The 15,914-nt window shown below is 60.9% G+C and carries 13 protein-coding genes; 6 read left to right on the forward strand and 7 right to left on the reverse strand.

Going from position 1 to position 15,914, the window contains the following annotated elements; translation table 11 throughout:
* Positions 1-210: 210 nt before the first annotated feature.
* The 6 genes from RHEC894_RS02635 to RHEC894_RS02660 form a co-directional block, all read right to left on the reverse strand.
* Positions 211-1,185 carry an ABC transporter permease gene (locus tag RHEC894_RS02635; protein WP_085735995.1) on the reverse strand — a complete coding sequence of 325 codons (975 nt, stop codon included), beginning with the start codon at positions 1,183-1,185 and terminating at the stop codon, positions 211-213.
* A 122-nt stretch (positions 1,186-1,307) separates the two neighbouring features.
* Positions 1,308-2,861 carry a sugar ABC transporter ATP-binding protein gene (locus RHEC894_RS02640; RefSeq protein ID WP_085735996.1) on the reverse strand — a complete coding sequence of 518 codons (1,554 nt, stop codon included), beginning with the start codon at positions 2,859-2,861 and terminating at the stop codon, positions 1,308-1,310.
* A gap of 110 nt (positions 2,862-2,971) precedes the next feature.
* On the reverse strand, positions 2,972-3,961 hold the full coding sequence (locus tag RHEC894_RS02645) for an ABC transporter substrate-binding protein (RefSeq protein ID WP_085735998.1): 990 nt from the start codon (positions 3,959-3,961) through the stop codon (positions 2,972-2,974).
* Positions 3,962-4,169: 208 nt separating this feature from the next.
* Complete coding sequence (locus RHEC894_RS02650; RefSeq protein ID WP_085735999.1) at positions 4,170-4,616, reverse strand: RbsD/FucU domain-containing protein; 447 nt, start codon at positions 4,614-4,616, stop codon at positions 4,170-4,172.
* A 9-nt stretch (positions 4,617-4,625) separates the two neighbouring features.
* Positions 4,626-5,645: an aldo/keto reductase gene (locus RHEC894_RS02655; protein WP_085738828.1), complete on the reverse strand. Its 1,020-nt coding sequence runs from the start codon at positions 5,643-5,645 to the stop codon at positions 4,626-4,628.
* Between the two features lie 91 nt (positions 5,646-5,736).
* Positions 5,737-7,239 carry an altronate dehydratase family protein gene (locus RHEC894_RS02660; RefSeq protein ID WP_085736001.1) on the reverse strand — a complete coding sequence of 501 codons (1,503 nt, stop codon included), beginning with the start codon at positions 7,237-7,239 and terminating at the stop codon, positions 5,737-5,739.
* Positions 7,240-7,538: 299 nt separating this feature from the next.
* On the opposite strand from RHEC894_RS02660, the gene RHEC894_RS02665 reads away from it, so the two are divergent.
* The gene (locus tag RHEC894_RS02665) at positions 7,539-8,438 is read left to right on the forward strand and encodes a GntR family transcriptional regulator (RefSeq protein WP_085736002.1); all 900 of its coding nucleotides are present in this window, start codon (positions 7,539-7,541) and stop codon (positions 8,436-8,438) included.
* Positions 8,439-8,722: 284 nt separating this feature from the next.
* On the forward strand, positions 8,723-10,729 hold the full coding sequence (locus tag RHEC894_RS02670) for an ABC transporter ATP-binding protein/permease (RefSeq protein ID WP_085736004.1): 2,007 nt from the start codon (positions 8,723-8,725) through the stop codon (positions 10,727-10,729).
* 135 nt (positions 10,730-10,864) lie between these two features.
* On the opposite strand, the gene RHEC894_RS02675 is transcribed toward RHEC894_RS02670, so the two are convergent.
* A complete protein-coding gene (locus tag RHEC894_RS02675) occupies positions 10,865-12,355 on the reverse strand; it encodes an MDR family MFS transporter (RefSeq protein WP_085736005.1) in 1,491 nt (496 codons plus the stop codon).
* Between the two features lie 584 nt (positions 12,356-12,939).
* Between RHEC894_RS02675 and RHEC894_RS02680 the strand changes: the two genes are divergently transcribed.
* The 4 genes from RHEC894_RS02680 to RHEC894_RS02695 all read left to right on the forward strand — a co-directional run bounded on the left by RHEC894_RS02680 (position 12,940) and on the right by RHEC894_RS02695 (position 15,883).
* Positions 12,940-13,413: a hypothetical protein gene (locus tag RHEC894_RS02680; RefSeq protein ID WP_125460936.1), complete on the forward strand. Its 474-nt coding sequence runs from the start codon at positions 12,940-12,942 to the stop codon at positions 13,411-13,413.
* 700 nt (positions 13,414-14,113) lie between these two features.
* Positions 14,114-14,422, forward strand: a complete 309-nt coding sequence (locus RHEC894_RS02685; RefSeq protein WP_164517660.1) for a helix-turn-helix transcriptional regulator — start codon at positions 14,114-14,116, stop codon at positions 14,420-14,422.
* Positions 14,415-14,945 carry a hypothetical protein gene (locus tag RHEC894_RS02690; RefSeq protein ID WP_085736007.1) on the forward strand — a complete coding sequence of 177 codons (531 nt, stop codon included), beginning with the start codon at positions 14,415-14,417 and terminating at the stop codon, positions 14,943-14,945. Before RHEC894_RS02685 ends, RHEC894_RS02690 begins: the two co-directional genes overlap by 8 nt.
* A 503-nt stretch (positions 14,946-15,448) precedes the next feature.
* Positions 15,449-15,883, forward strand: coding sequence for a hypothetical protein (locus RHEC894_RS02695; protein WP_125460937.1), 435 nt, complete (start codon positions 15,449-15,451; stop codon positions 15,881-15,883).
* Positions 15,884-15,914 lie beyond the last annotated feature (31 nt).

The raw sequence follows: 15,914 nt of genomic DNA on the forward strand, positions 1-15,914 counted from the left end.
CTCGATTCTTCGTTCTTTACTCTGTGTCGCGAGATTTGCCCCTCACCCTAACCCTCTCCCCGCTTGCGGGGCGAGGGGACGTGCCCAGCGAGACGTTGGCGAGGGACCGAGAGGTTGCGGCCTGGTCCCTTCTCCCCGCGAGCGGGGGTCCGAAGGACGGTGCCGGCAGGCGGATGAGGGGCGGGCAGGCGGCGATCTTCTGCTCGCCGCTCAATTGCTCTTGCGGCGGCGCAGCTGATCGAAGAACACGATCACGATGATCAGCAGACCGGTGATAATGCGCTGCCAGAAGGAGTTGACGTTCAGAAGATTGGCGCCGTTGTTGATCGTGGCGAGAATGAAGGCGCCGATCAGCGGGCCGTGCACGGAACCCACCGCGCCGAACAGGCTGGTGCCGCCGATGACTGAGGAGGCGATCGCCTGCAGTTCCCAGCCGTCGGCCTGCGTCGCATTGCCGATCGCGATGCGCGAGGCGAGCAATACGCCGACGAAGGCGGCAAAGCCGGCGGACAGGATATAGGCGAGATAGATCATGCCCTTGACGTTGACGCCGGAAAGGCGCGCGGCTTCCGCATTCGAACCGACGGCGAAGAGATAGCGGCCCCAGCGGCTGAGATGCAGGAAGACGAAGGAGGGCACCGCCACCAGAATGACCATCCAGAACAGGCTGGGAATGCTGAGGAAATCGGCGCGGGCGAAATTGCTGAAACCTTCGTCGGTGATGCTGATCGTCGAGCCGTTGGTGATCAGGAGGCCGATGCCGCGCAGCGACGTCAGCGTTGCCAGCGTGATGATGAAGGGCGGCAGGCCCATATGCACGATGCCGAAGCCGTGGAAGGCGCCGATGGCGACACCGATGGCGAGCGTCAGCACGATCGCGCCCCAGAGCGGCACGCCGGCCTGCAACAGCCAGGCGATGATGACGGTGCAGAAGCCGACGATCGCGCCGACCGAGAGGTCGATGCCGGCGGTGATGATGACGAAGGTCTGGCCGAGCGCCAGGATCGCCGTCATTGCGCCCTGTCGCAGCAGGTTCGAGATGTTGAGCGGCGTCCAGAAGCTCGGAGTGACGAGGCCGAGCACGATCCAGAGGAAGACCAGCAGCCCGATCAGCGTCAGGCCGAACAGGATGTTCATTTTCCGGCGCGGCGGCGGTGCTGCGATTTCGGTGGGGGTGGCAGTCATGAATTTTCTCCCTCTCAAAGCATTTCCGTTTTTCTCCGAACCACGGAAATGCTCTATCTCTTTGTTCTTACGCAATTTCCGGACGCAAAACCGCTACGCACTTTTGCTGGAATTGCTTGTGCTCAGACGCCGATCGCTTCGCTGAGCACTTCCTCATGCGTCGCCGCGTGGAAATCATGGCTCGCGACGATCCTGCCGCCGCGGAAGACGTGCAGCCGGTCGGCCAGTTCGTAGACCTCCGGCAGGTAGGAGGAGATCAGGATGATGCCGGCGCCCTCCTTCAACAGCTTGGCGAACAGCCGGTAGATTTCCGCCTTGGTGCCGACGTCGACGCCGACTGTGGGTTCGTCGAAGATGAACAGCCGCGCGCCGTGGCTCAGCCATTTGCCGATGACGATCTTCTGCTGGTTGCCGCCCGACATGCTGGAGGCCGGAACGCGCCGGCTCGGCGTCTTGATGCTGAGATCGCGGATCTGCCGGTCGGCATTCGCCGATTCCCGCGTGTGGTTGATGACGGGGCCATGGCTCAGCCGCCCGAAGACCGGCAGATTGATGTTGAGACCGATCGGCAGGTTGAGGCAGAGCCCCTGGTCGCGCCGGCTTTCCGGCGCCAGCGCAATGCCGAGCTCCATCGCGGTGCGTTCGTTGCGGATATCGACGGGCTTGCCCATCCAGTGGATTTCGCCCGCACTTGTCGGCTGGCGCCCATAGAGCCCCAGCGCGAATTCGCTGCGCCCGGCGCCGATCAGGCCGTAGAGCCCGACGATCTGTCCTGCTTTGACGCTGAGCGACACATCCTCGAAGCCGGGGCCCGAAAGGCCTCTGACCTCGACGATCGTCTCGCCGATCGCGATCTCTTCCTTGTGGTAGATCTGTTCGATCGAGCGGTTGATCATCAGCGCGATCAGCTCGGCATCGTTGGTCTCGCCGATCAGCCGCGTGCCGACATGGGTGCCGTCGCGCAGCACCGAAACCCGATCGGCCAGCTCGAAGACTTCTTCCATGCGGTGGCTGATATAGACGATGGTGACGCCTTCGCCCTGCAGGCGGCGGATCAGCTTGAAGAGCTGCGCGGATTCCTGGCGCGTCAGATAGGCGGTGGGTTCGTCGAAGATCAGGAACTGGGTGCCGCGCATGGCCGCACGCGCCGTCGCCACCAGCTGTTGCTGGCCGATCGTCAGCGAGCTGAGCAGCGCGCCGGCCGGCAGGCCGAAGCCGAGATCGTCGAGCACGGCCTGCGCCATCTTCTCCATCTGCTTCTTGCGCATCAGGCCGTAGCGGTTGACCTCGTCGCCCAGAAAGAGGTTGGCGGCGACCGTCAGATGCCGGCAGAGCACGACTTCCTGATGCACGGCATTGATGCCGCGGGCAATCGCCTCGTTCGGCGTCGACAGCCCGACCGGATGGCCGCACCACAGCACTTCGCCGGCGGTGCGGGTGATGACGCCGGTCAGCAATTTGATCAGGGTGGATTTGCCGGCGCCGTTTTCACCGACGATGGCGTGGATTTCGCCTGCAAGGAAGGTCAGCGTCGCCGGCTTCAGCGCCTGCACATGACCGTAATTCTTCTGCAGCCCCTTGAGTTCGAGGATAGGCGATCCGGCAGGAATTCGATTGGCTTCTTTCAGCGTCGCGCTGTCATCGTGGCGATGACTGACCTCTTCCAGTCCGATCATGGACCTCTCCTCCTTCTTGTCACGTCTGCTCTCCATCCCTTGGTAATCATACCATGGATGGAAAAGGCCGCGCCGGTTTTTGAAGCCGGCGCGGCTTGGGTCTTGTCGTTTTACTTGATCTTCGGGTTCAGCAGCGCGTCGATCTTCGGATCGGCCATATTCGCCTTGGTGACGAGGTTTGCGCCGGTATCGACATTGGCTTCGACCTTCTCGCCCTTGGAGACGGCAAGCGCGGTCTTGATGCCGTCATAACCCATGCGATAGGGGTCCTGAACGACGAGGCCGGCAATGGCGCCGTCCTTGAGGAAGCCGACCGTCTTGTCGTCACTGTCGAAGCCGATGACCTTGATCTTGTCGCCGAGCTTGTTTTCGGCGATCGCCTGGCCGACGCCCTGCGCCAGGATCAGGTTCGAGGCGAAGACGCCGACGAGCTTCGGGTTGGCGGTGATCAGGTCGGTCATCATGTTGAGGCCGGTCGTTGCCTGGCCGTCGCCGTACTTGTCGGCAATGACCTTCAGACCCGGATGTTTGGTCTTGACCTGATCCAGGAAGCCTTCACGACGCTGTTCCAGCGAGCCGACGCCGGGAAGGTTGGTGAGGATGACGATTTCGCCCTCTTCCTTGCCGGTCATGCCCTTGATGGCGGCAGCCAGGCCGTCGGCGGCGATGCGGCCGCCCTGGACGTTGTCGGTCGTCAGGAACGAGCTGAACGCCTTGGAGTCGGCGGCCGAGTCGATGCCGATGATCGGAACAGACTTGGCGGCTTCATCGATCGGCTTGCCGAGCGCCTTGAATTCGGTCGGCGAGATGACGACGGCGGCCGGCTTGCCGGCAACGGCGTTTTCCAGAATGCTGATCTGGCCGTTGATGTCGGATTCCGCCTGAGCGCCGAGTTCCGGCACGTTGACGCCGAGATCCTTGCCGGCCTTGCGGGCGCCGGCCAGAACGATCTGCCAGTAGAAGGACGTGGTGTCCTTGACGATGATCGGGATCGTCACGTCGGCGGCAAAGGATGTGACCGGCATCGCCGTGGCGATGACGGCAGCACCCGCGAGCGCGGTAAAGGCGCGGCGCGACAGAAGGGATTTCACGATGGTCATAAGGGTTCTCCTCTCAGGATGCGTTCTCCTCCAATAAACCGGACCGCTGAACGCTGGCGGAGGGTTTTTATCGATAAAAAACATTTGCAGGGAGAAGCTAGCCGAGGCGCAATCAAATTGCAAGAGCGCCGATCCGGCTTTTTTGCTTTGGTAAACTCCCTGCAAGCAACTGATTTTATTTCAATACAACGATAACCTAAAATAGGTATCAGCTCAGATCGACCTCATGCGGATGCACGACGCCCTTTTTCAGAATCAGGTTGCCATACAATCGAAACTCGGTGGTCGCGACGATATAGGCGGCCTTGCGGGCCATTGCATAAAAGGCAAAACGCTCCACCGGCACGATACGGAAATCGCCGGCGCGCCGGGAAACGATTTCTTGGAACTCGGCGCAGACTTCCGGCACTGCGCTGGGGTCGCCGACCACCTCCATCCGCCATGCCGTCTCAGGCACGAAAGTGTCGAGCGGCATGTGGGTCAGGATGGCCTCGGCCATGGCGGTGGCGCTGACGCCGTCGGCGCGAATGACCGGCGGCCCCATCGAGCCCGAAGGGAAATTGGCGTCCGATATGACGATGTCGTCGCCATGCCCCATGGTCTTCAGCGCATGGAGCAGATCGGGGCCGAGCAGCGGATGAATTCCCTTGAGCATAGTGTCTCCTCAGACTCGGACGGCTTCGGCGCCAAGCGGCGGCGCGACCAGCGTATAGGGTTCGAATTCGCCGTAGATCGCGTCGGCCAGCCGCGGCTCGACGATTTCAATGTTGCGCGTCAGGCTCGAAGGCTTGGCGGTGCCGATCAGCACCGATGCGACGATCGGCTCGCGCAGCGGAAACTGCAAGGCGGGGGCGGCGAGCGGCACCCCGTGGCTTTTGGCGATCGCCTCCATGGCGCCGACCTTGGCCAGCACGTCGTCGGTTGCCGGCATATAGTCGAAATGCGAGCCCGGCACCGGGCCGGTGGCGAGAATGCCGGAATTGAAGACGCCGCCGACGACAAGCGACGTGCCCTTCTGCCGGCAGAGCGGCAAAAGTTCGGCAACGGCCGAGCGGTCGAGCAGCGTATAACGGCCGGCGAGCAGGATGCAGTCGAGGTCGGCGTGGCGCATGACGTCGAGGCAGACCGGCACTTCGTTGACGCCGAGGCCGAAGGCGGAAATCGCGCCTGACGAGCGAAGCTCCTCCAGCGCCTTCACGCCGGAATCGAGAAACTGCTTCAGGTAGACCGCATTTTTTGCCGCGCCATGTGTATAGCCGCCGAGATCGTGCACGTAGAGAATGTCGATGCGGTTGAGGCCGAGGCGGGCATAGCTGAACTCGACCGAGCGCATGATGCCGTCATAGGAATAGTCGTAATCGGCATCGAAGGACAGCGGATCGATATAGCCGTAATTGGGCACGGTGCCGGTCGGCACCGGCCGCAGCAGCCGGCCGACCTTGGTGGAAAGCACGTAGGCGCCATCCGCCTGGTCACGCAGGAAATCGCCGACGCGGCGTTCTGCAAGACCCAGCCCATACCAGGGCGCCACGTCGAAATAGCGGATGCCGCTGTCCCAGGCCGCCTGCAGCGTGTCGATCGCCACCTCGCGCGGGCAGGCGCGGTAAAGACCGCCGAGCGCTGCCGCGCCGAAACTGATTTCGGTCACCTCGAGCCTGGTCTTGCCGATCCGTCTCGTCTTCATCATTCATCCTCGCGAAGAATTAGAAATTCGCTATCTCAAGCCATCCCGGGAAAGCCGTGAAGGGGTTTCCGGGAAGCGCGTAAAACAAGGATTAGAGCGTTGCGCCCAGGTGCCACGGCACGAATTCATTGTCGCCGTAGCCGAAGAGTTCGCTCTTGGTCTTCTTGCCCGAGGCCGTGTCGACGATCAGTTCGAAGATCTCGCGGCCCTTGCCGCTGATCGTCGCGTCACCGGTGGCGATCGTGCCGCAATCGATGTCCATATCCTCTTCCATCGAGGCATAGAGCGCCGAGTTGCTGGAAAGCTTCAAGGATGGCGCCGGCCGGCAGCCGAAGCAGCTGCCGCGGCCCGTGGTAAAGGCGATCATGTTGGCGCCACCGGCCACCTGGCCGGTCGCCGAAACCGGGTCGTAACCGGGCGTGTCCATGAAAACGAGGCCGGGGGCGGTGACGCGCTCGGCATAACCATAGACCGCCGTCAGCGGCGAGCGGCCGCCCTTGGCAACCGCGCCGAGCGACTTTTCCAGGATGGTGGTCAGCCCGCCGCGCTTGTTGCCGGGCGACGGGTTGTTGTCGAGCGAGGCACCGTGCAGGGCGACATAGTTCTCCCACCAGGCGATTTTCTCGTCGAGCTTCCTGGCCACCTCGTCGCTGACGGCGCGGCTGCGCAGCAGATGTTCCGCACCGTAGATTTCCGAAGTCTCCGACAGGATCGCCGTGCCCCCGGCCGCTGCCAGGAGATCGGCGGCGACACCCAGCGCCGGATTGGCGGTGATACCGGAAAAGCCGTCCGAGCCGCCGCATTGCAGGCCGATGATGATCTCGCCGACCGAGATCGGCACGCGCTTCTCTTTGCCGACATCGGCGGCAATCTCGCGCAGCATGCCCATGGCGCGCTCGACCGCGCGGCGCGAACCGCCGGCATCCTGGATGTTGAAATGCCGCTTGGCGGCGCCGGCACCACTCTGGCCGTACAGCGTCAGCTGGTTGACCTCGCAGCCCAAGCCGATCATCAGCACGCCGCCGAAATTCACATGCCTGGTATAGCCGGCGAGCGTGCGATGCAGCACGTTCATGCCGTCGCCGGTCGAGCTCATGCCGCAGCCCTGGTCGTGCACGATCGGCACGAAACCGTCGATGCCTTCGTAATGCGGCAGAATCGTCCGGTTCGCCTCGTCGGCGATCGCCCGGCAGACCGTGGTGGAACAGTTCACGCTGGCAATGATGCCGATATAGTTGCGCGTCGCCGCCCGCCCGTCGGCGCGGCGATAGCCCATGAAGCTGCGCGCCTTGTCTTCATCAGTCGCCGTTTCCGGCGCCGAGTTGGCGGTCGCCGCCAGCCGGTCGTTTTCGAAATGCAGATTGTGGCTGTGCACATGGTCGCCGGCCTTGACCTCGGCCGTGGTGCGGCCGATCGCCTGGCCGTATTTGACGACGGGGGATCCAAGCGGAATATCTGATATCGCCACCTTGTGGCCGGGGTCGATCTTCTCACGGGCGGCAATGCCGGCAACCGTGGAGCCCGGCGCGATTGAGCCCGTTGCGACCGCGACATTGTCACCGGCCGACAGGATGATCCAAGGCAGTTTGTCCAAGTCTCTTCTCCCTGAAGCATGATGGCGAAAAACCTTAAGCGGTTTTCGGGCGACATCCTGCTCTAACTGTTGAACTCAGAAACGCTCGCTGCATCGGCGAATGCGCATTGATTTTGTTTTTTATCTACAATAAACATTTTCAAGTCAACGGGAATATTCATCCTGTGGACGAGGGAGGCAATGAGCCGCAGACGGCTGGAAATACGCTAATGGTCGTTTGAACAAGCCCCGGTCCGGCGCCGTCCTGCTTCTTGAGCGGCGATGGCGGGTTCTGACACGCGGGCGAAAGCGGGGGTCTGATGGCAAGGCAGAACACGGTCTTCAAGGAAGCCTATAACAGGTATGCCGCGGCGCTCCGCACGGATACCGCGCTGCCTTCGGAGCCGGAGATCGCCGCCCAGCTCGGCGTCAGCCGCTCGACGGCGCGCGCCATCCTGACGCGGCTCAGCGAAGAAGGCATCATCCGCTGGAACAAACGCCAGAAGACCGTGCTGCGCCAGCCGACCGACCGCGACCTCTTTCCCTCCGAAGAAACCGATTCCCTGCATGACATCATCGAGCGCAGTTTCATGCAGCGCATCCTCGCCGACGATGCCGCCCCCGGCATGCAGATCAACGAGCTGGAGCTTGCCCGCGAGATCGGCACCGGCACGACGAGCGTGCGCGAATTCCTGATCCGCTTCTCCCGCTTCGGCCTGATCGAGAAACGGCCGAACAGCCACTGGACGCTCAAAGGCTTTACCCGCGAATTCGCCCTCGAACTGGCCGATGTGCGCGAGATGTTCGAGCTGCACTCGGCCGCCGAATTCGGCCGGCTTCCCAAAGGCCATCAGGCCTGGACCGATCTTGCCGCCATCCGCGACGACCATCACGCCATGCTTGCCGACATCAACCAGCGCTTCCGGGATTTCTCCGTCCTCGACGAACGCTTTCACCTGCTGATCCACCGCGCCTCGAAAAACCGCTTCATCGCCGATTTCTACGATGCGATCGCCATCGTCTTCCACTATCACTACCAGTGGAACAAGACCGCCGCCCGCGAGCGCAACGAGCGCGCCATCCACGAACATCTGGATTATATCGCCGCCCTTGAATCCGGCGACCAGCCCGCGATCGAGAAAGCCTGCCGCGCGCATCTGCACTCCGCCCGCCAGACCCTGCTGCAATCCCTGCCGCAGATGACGAGCGAGAGCGGCTGAGCGTAAGTGGAGGGTGACGAAAGGTCGCGCCGTGTGGCCCCCTCATCCGACCCTGCGGGCCACCTTCTCCCCGCTGGGGAGAAGAGGGGAGATGCCGCTTCGCCTGGGGCTCCATTGAATGGAGTGCTCGGAAGAAGCGGGTCCGGTTGGGCAGTGTCGGCGCATCGTGCTCCCCTCTTCTCCCCATCGGGGAGAAGGTGCCCGTAGGGCGGATGAGGGGGCCGCACGGCACAACGCAAACCGCCATCATGAAACCTTCTGCCCCATAAGCCGTTATTGTGCTTATGAGCGGCGCAAAACGTAATCCGAAATCGGTCGACGGCCCCGAACCTCAGGGTTCCCAGACGTCGCCCGAGGAGAAAGCATCGACTGTCGAGGCTGTGCCGCCGCCGGAGGTCAATGAACCCAGCCCGGAGCTCACGCCGGAGGAGGCCGAGCAGGCGCGCAAGAAATATCTGCTCAAGCGGTTCTGGATCAGCGCGCGCCGTTACTGGGGCCGCAGTGGCGAGAAGCTCGCCTGGCCGTGCACGCTCGGGCTGCTGGCCCTGATCGGCATCAATGTCGGTTTCCAATATGGGATCAATCGCTGGAACCGGGCAATTTTCGACGCCATAGAGCGACACGATGCCGGCACCGTCTATTTCCTGAGTGCCGTCTTCGTGCCGCTGGTGCTCGGCACCGTCGCTGTCGTCACCACGCAGGTCGCCCTTCGCATGATGATCCAGCGCCGCTGGCGGTCCTGGCTGACGACCGCGGTCATCGGCCGCTGGCTGGCAAACGGCCGCTACTATCAGCTGAACCTCATCGGCGGCGACCACAAGAACCCCGAAGCGCGTATTTCCGAGGATTTGCGGATTGCCACCGAAGCCCCGGTCGATTTCATCGCCGGTGTCATTTCCGCATTCCTGGCTGCCTCGACCTTCATCGTCGTGCTCTGGACGATCGGCGGGGCGTTGACGCTGCCGATCGCCGGTTTCACCGTTACCATTCCCGGCTTTCTCGTCGTCACCGCGGTTCTCTATGCCGCGATCACCTCCAGTTCCATGGCGGTCATCGGCCGCCGTTTTGTCCAGGTCTCAGAGGCTAAAAATCAAACCGAAGCCGAATTTCGCTATACGCTGACGCATGTGCGGGAAAACGGCGAGAGCATCGCATTGCTCGGCGGTGAAGAGGAGGAGCGCAACGACCTCCACAAGACCTTCACCAATGTGCTTGGGCAATGGGCGCTGCTTGCCCGCCAGCACATGCGCACGACGCTGGTGTCGCATGGATCGATGCTGATTGCGCCTGTCGTGCCGGTGCTGCTGTGCGCCCCGAAATTTCTCGAAGGCAGCATGAGCCTCGGACAGGTCATGCAGGCGGCCTCCGCTTTCGCCATCGTTCAGGGCGCGTTCGGATGGCTGGTCGACAACTATCCCCGTCTTGCCGATTGGAACGCCTGCGCCAGGCGCGTCGCGTCGCTGATGATGTCGCTCGATGGGCTGGAGCGGGCCGAACAGAGCGACGCTCTCGGGCGCATCAAGCATGGTGACACGCAAGGCGAGGCGATGCTCAGCCTGAACGATCTTTCCGTGTCGCTCGACGATGGCACTGCCGTGGTCAAGGAGACCCGGGTCGCGATCGAACCCGGCGAGCGGGTGCTGGTGGCAGGTGAATCCGGTTCGGGCAAGAGCACGCTGGTGCGGGCGATTGCCGGTCTTTGGCCGTGGGGCGAGGGCAGTGTCGATTTCCACCCCGACAGGCGATTGTTCATGTTGCCGCAGCGGCCCTACATCCCCTCCGGGACGCTGCGCCGTGCCGTCGCCTATCCCGGCGCCGCCGATCGCTGGACGGCGGAGAGGATCAAGGCGGCCCTCGACAAGGTGGGACTGGATTACCTGAAAGACAGGATCGAGGAAGACGCACCGTGGGACCAGACCTTGTCGGGCGGCGAAAAACAGCGGCTCGCCTTCGCGCGTCTCTTGCTGCACACGCCCGATATCATCGTGCTGGATGAGGCGACCTCGGCGCTCGATGAAAAGAGCCAGGACCGGATGATGCAGATGGTAATCCACGAATTGCCTGAAGTGACCATCATCAGCGTCGCCCATCGCGCCGAGCTGGAAGCCTTCCATAGCCGCAAGATCACGCTGGAGCGCCGCCGCGGCGGCGCAAAGCTTGTCAGCGATATCGATCTCGTCCCGCGCAAGAGAAAAGGCAACCTGCTGTCACGCGTGTTGGAGAACCGCCGCTCCCTGCCGAAGGGCGGCACAGCCTCGAACAAGGCGACCCAGCCCCGGAAAGAAAATTGAAGCCCGTTCGCGGGCAACATTCCTCAGCTCGCCTTCGGTTCTTTTGGAGGTGCTGGAAGCGCTGATTTAAACGCCTGCCGACCTTGAGCTCCAGCCTCTACATTTCGAGCGCCCATTTCGCTGCCGTATCCCCGCTCAATGCGAAGCGGCCTCGCTTGCGACAGGGGCCTCTTCGCGCTTCCAGCCATGGCCGACCGGGATCAGCCAGGTGGTGAAGAAGGTCAGCACTGCGACGACGACCACGCCCCAGAAGCTCCAGTGCAGTGCGGCATCGAAGACGGCGCGGATCGCCGGATCGGCGGCGAGCGCCGAGAGACCGGTCGGCTGGTTCAGCGCCTGATGCAAGCCCGCTGCCGTTTCGCCGCTTGCATAGTGGTTGATGCCGGCGTTCAGGATCGCGCCGAGCACGGTGGCGCCGAGCGTATTGCCGAGGCTGCGGGCAAAGATGATCGAGGCGGTGGCGCTGCCGCGCATCGACCATTCGACGCTGTCCTGCACCAGCACGATGCTGGTGAGGCTGATCAACCCCATGCCGAAGCCCATGAAAAAGGAGCCGACGCCGGCAATGGCCGGCGAGCTTTCCGGCGTCAGGAACAGCAGGAAGCAGGCGCCGAACGGAAACATCAGACTGCCGACCCGCAGTGTGCGGCGAATACCGAAGGCCCTGTAGAAGCGGCTGGAGAGCATCACCGCCAAAGGCCAGCCGACGACCAGCATGGTGAGCGTGAAGCCGGCAACGATCGGTGAGCGGCCGAGCACGCCCTGCACATAGATCGGCAGGATGGTGGAAAGCCCGATCAGCGCCATGCCGGCGAGCAGCGTTGCCGCATTGCTGGTGGCAATCAGCCTTCGGCTCCAGAGCGGGATCGAAATGATCGGCTCCGGCGCCCGCTTTTCCTGGGCGAGAAAGAGGATGCCTGCGACCACGAAGACGGCGAAAAGCGAGATCAGGATCCCCGCGCCGGCATCGGTCTCCGTCAGCATGACGAGCAGCGCCACGATCGAGATCGAAAACAGCACCGCGCCGAGGTAATCGATCTTTGCCTGCTTGTGCGCCACATCCTCCTTCAGGAAGATCATGAAGGCGATGATGGAGATGACGCCGATCGGCAGGTTGATCCAGAAGATCCAGGCCCAGGAGATATTGTCGACGATGATGCCGCCGGCGAGCGGCCCGACCACGGCCGATGTCGCCCAGACGGTCGCCATCGCGCCCTGCACGCGGCCGCGCTCGTCGAGCTTGAAGAGATCGCCGATGATCGTCATCGTCACCGGTTGGATGGCGCCGGCGCCCAGCCCCTGCAGCAGCCGGAACAGCACCAGCGACATCATCGACCAGGCAAAACCGCAGAGCAAAGAGCCGGCGAGGAAGATCAGGATGCCGCCGATCAGCACCGGCTTGCGCCCGAAAATATCCGAAAGCTTGCCGTAGATCACAGTCGTCGTCGACTGTGCCAGCAGAAAGGCCGAAAACACCCAGCTGTAATAGGAAAAGCCGCCGAGCTGGCCGACGATGCGGGGCATCGCGGTGGCCACGATCGTCGCCTCGATCGCCACCATGAAAGTGGCGAGCATGATGGTGGCGACGACAAGCACGCGGTTCGAGCGATGCGCTGCATTCGACATGACGATCCTCTTCGGGTGCTCCGCAGATGCCGGAATACGGCAGGCTGGGTAGGGCGATCGCCGCTTGCGGAGGGATGCGGTAGTATTACGTTCTAGAAACCGGCCGGTAAAGCAGTTCTCGTGGCACCCGTTGTTTTCTCCATCCTTGTTGCCTTGAAAGGATAACCAGCCCGGTCGTGGGATTGTTCATTGCAGCTCACCACGTGAGCATGGAGGAGTAGCCCGGCGCAGTGCCCCAAGAGAGCCTCATCCTGAGATGCCCCGCAGGGGCCTCGAAGGGCGAGGCGGGCACGCTCGACAGTAGCCGGATGCATGGAGCAACATTGCGGCGCGATTGTGCATCCGAGAGCGTCGGTTTTTATGCGTAGATCCGGGATGATCCTATGTATCCAGAGCGGGCGCTCTTATCCCCTTTGCTAATATGCGTGGAGTGTGCGTCATACTTCCATAGATCGCGCGCATAGCTGAGAGATGAATTGCGGGAGAGCTGCGATCCGCTCGACTGAAGGCCGGGGATAGGGGACTTGCCCGCGCCACAACCCACGTGCGACATCATGGGCAGATCGTCAAGGCAGGGACAGAACGTGAACCCCGTAATATGGACTTCGAAGGACATCATCGCCGCCATCATTGCCACAGGTATAGTCGCTGCCGCCTTGCGTGAAATCATTGAGCTAGCCAAAGTAAGGTGGCGTAAGCGAAGCGAGGCCCAGTATCTTTGCGTCAGCGCGGCGGTTGCACTTGATGCCTTTGCACTGGAATACCGGGAACTTACAGAGATGATGCAAGCGCACTATCACCAACGTGGTGCGGTGGGCTCCATAAGTGTACCCTCACCGCCAAAGCTCCCGCCAGATTGCAATTGGCGGCTTATAGATATCACGCTGATGAACGAGCTTTTGTCATTTGAAAACATGGTTCGCAAGGCTCAAATCGACGCAGACCTTGCGGCACACTTCGAAGGAAACACTTGGTCCCACACGTCTGAAGTCTTAGCGCTGATGGAAAAGGCAAAGGCTCTCGCAAGCCAGCTTAGGACCAACCTAGGGCTTTCGTAACGGGCAGCAGCATCGGTAGCACAGTCATAGCTTTTGGGCGTTCAAGCCAAGCCGCGCGCCGGGCAGGAGCGGACGCGTCGAATATGTAAAACCCAAATTAGTCTGCTACTTTCCGTCCTTGCTGAAGGACGCATACGCCGTAGCTGCTGCGTCAGCCAAGCTAGTTTCCGGCGCGTTTTCGCATATTTTGCGGACGGCGCCACGTATCCCTTCAGCGTCGGTACTTTGCCCTACCATGTGAGAGGATGCCGCGTAATTGAGACCGGTCCAAAAGCCCCAAAGCCAATTGGTGCCTTCGTTCAAAGTGCTTGATGTTGACAGCCAGTATGCGCAGCTCCGCAAACCTATGCCTATTTGAAATGTATTCTCGGCACGAGCAGGCGTCCCGATCGCCGCTAAGAGGATGCCAAGTGCTGCCCATGTTTTCTGCAAGCGTTCTTCTCCCTCTAATGCATTTGTAACCCTGCCATCTTGTGAGGGCAGAAGACGATAGCTTTGCGACATATTTAAATGGCCCCTTGCATCAGCCTTCGCGCGGGCTTGGAGTCCGAAGCAGTGGAATGGTGCGGCGACTGGCGGCGTCTCCATCGAACTGTCGACCCTCTTGATATATGCAGCGCATACCACCACCTTTGTATGCAGCGCATACTGCGCAGATCGGAGATATTAGGTTTATTCGGTCAGGATGGAAGGAAGTGCAATGATTGGCAAGTTCGAGGAGCTGGTTCTACTGGCTTTGATTAAAGCCGGGCCGGCGTCACAAGCGGCAAAGGTCTATGAAGTGTTTCAGAAGACTCAAAGCAAAATGCCAAAGTTCGCGGCAATGTATACCGCGCTCGATAGGATGGTAACTAAGCGGCTTGTCTCAGAACAACTCGATGAGAGCGGTTCGAAACCGAGGCGCTTGTTCACCATAACGGGTGCCGGCCGGTTGGCTCTAGACGAAGCGGTCAATGCCACACGGAATATGCAGGCACTTGGCGGTGACCTTGGGGGCGTTCATGTCTGAGGATAAACATCGTTTTGATCTGGAGATAGATATCGTCCCGCTCTTGAGGAGCATTAACTCCAGCGTAGATTCCATCGGAGTTTTCACCAAGATTGCCCCGAACCGCAGAGATGCAGTGGAAATTCAACTCGGCGAAAACTTCATGATGGAGTTGCGCAAAAACTTAGATCAACTGACGCCAATGAAGATGGATAATCTGATTATCCTAGATGCCGAAACGCATGCGGCCTTCGATGTGGGGAGTGATATCGATGACGAATTAGATACAGTCAACGTGCGGCCCGTCGAACCCCCGTCAGGCTACGCGGTGATGCTGATGATGCCATCCGCGAAAGGAAGCGACTTCGTCGGGCAAATGAACGAGATATATCCAATCTGGGTCAAACAATATGGGGAAAAGCGCGCGCGGCGCATCTGGATTAGCCAGGCCGTCCAAGCTGTCGCGGGGCATTGGATAAATCGCTGTCTCGAACTGTTCGCGAAGGTATCGCCCGCTATTCTTCGTAAGCCGTCGAACGATTAGTCGCAGAAGGCGGAGCACCAAATTATCACGGCGTTTGTCGCGTAGGCCCGGTGTTCGGCGGCTCATTTCCGGTCGCCATGGTTACAAGGTCGAGCTTCTTGAGAGCCGCGAGCTTATCCGATGGGGTCGGGTGAAAATAGCCAGCTGCTGCAGATTTATGGGTGTGCCCATGGAAGCTATCAAATCAACCGATCTGAAATTCCTTGCCGTCCCGGAGCTGTCTTCTGCCAGTGTCTCCAAGAGCGAGAGGGAGCTTTACGCGGGTCCGTGATGCCGATCTTGCGAACCCACTCAGCTACGCGGTTAGCCGTCCCTTTGCTCTTGTGTCGGCTGGCATTATCGCCTCATTTTCGGCAGGGCGCCAGGTAGGTTTCGGATTGTTGAGATTGCTTATTTTACGATGGGAATTCCCGCTGTTTCCCGCGCTCCTTGCGCTGGCGTCCCACTTCGTCTTCGTATTCCAAGAGTTCTATAAACCCGGCCCGAAAAGCTGGGAGACCTCAATGCTTGGCATTCCTATTTTGGCTTATTTTTTCGCGAACGTTTTCTCGATCCTCGTAGATCCGACGTTCGCTTCGATTCTACTGGCTTCGATGCTGCTGGCCTTACTAGCGACGGCTCTTCCGTGCACATGTGTAGCGATCTATTTCCTTCACTCGCGCCAGATCGATCGCAAACCTGACCCTGAGATTTCAACCGCCAAGGCGTTAGGGATTGCGTTTTTAAGCCTGGCTCTGGTTGGGTTAGCTGCCTATGGCATTGCTCAACTTCCCGGATGTACGAACGCGAAGTGCCGAAGTGGAGTCGCGTTGTTTGGTCATTTCAGATTTGCCGCGTTTTACCTGACCTGCCTTATCGGGGGGTGGATCACCCTGTTTTCCCTTCTGACTCTCTATGAAGTTTTGAGGCGGTTTCTCAAGTCAGCTATCAAACGATGACGGGTTGTGTCTGCTGCGTCACAAACGCCGT

The organism is Rhizobium sp. CIAT894, from assembly GCF_000172795.2.
In the GTDB taxonomy this organism is placed as follows: Bacteria; Pseudomonadota; Alphaproteobacteria; order Rhizobiales; family Rhizobiaceae; genus Rhizobium.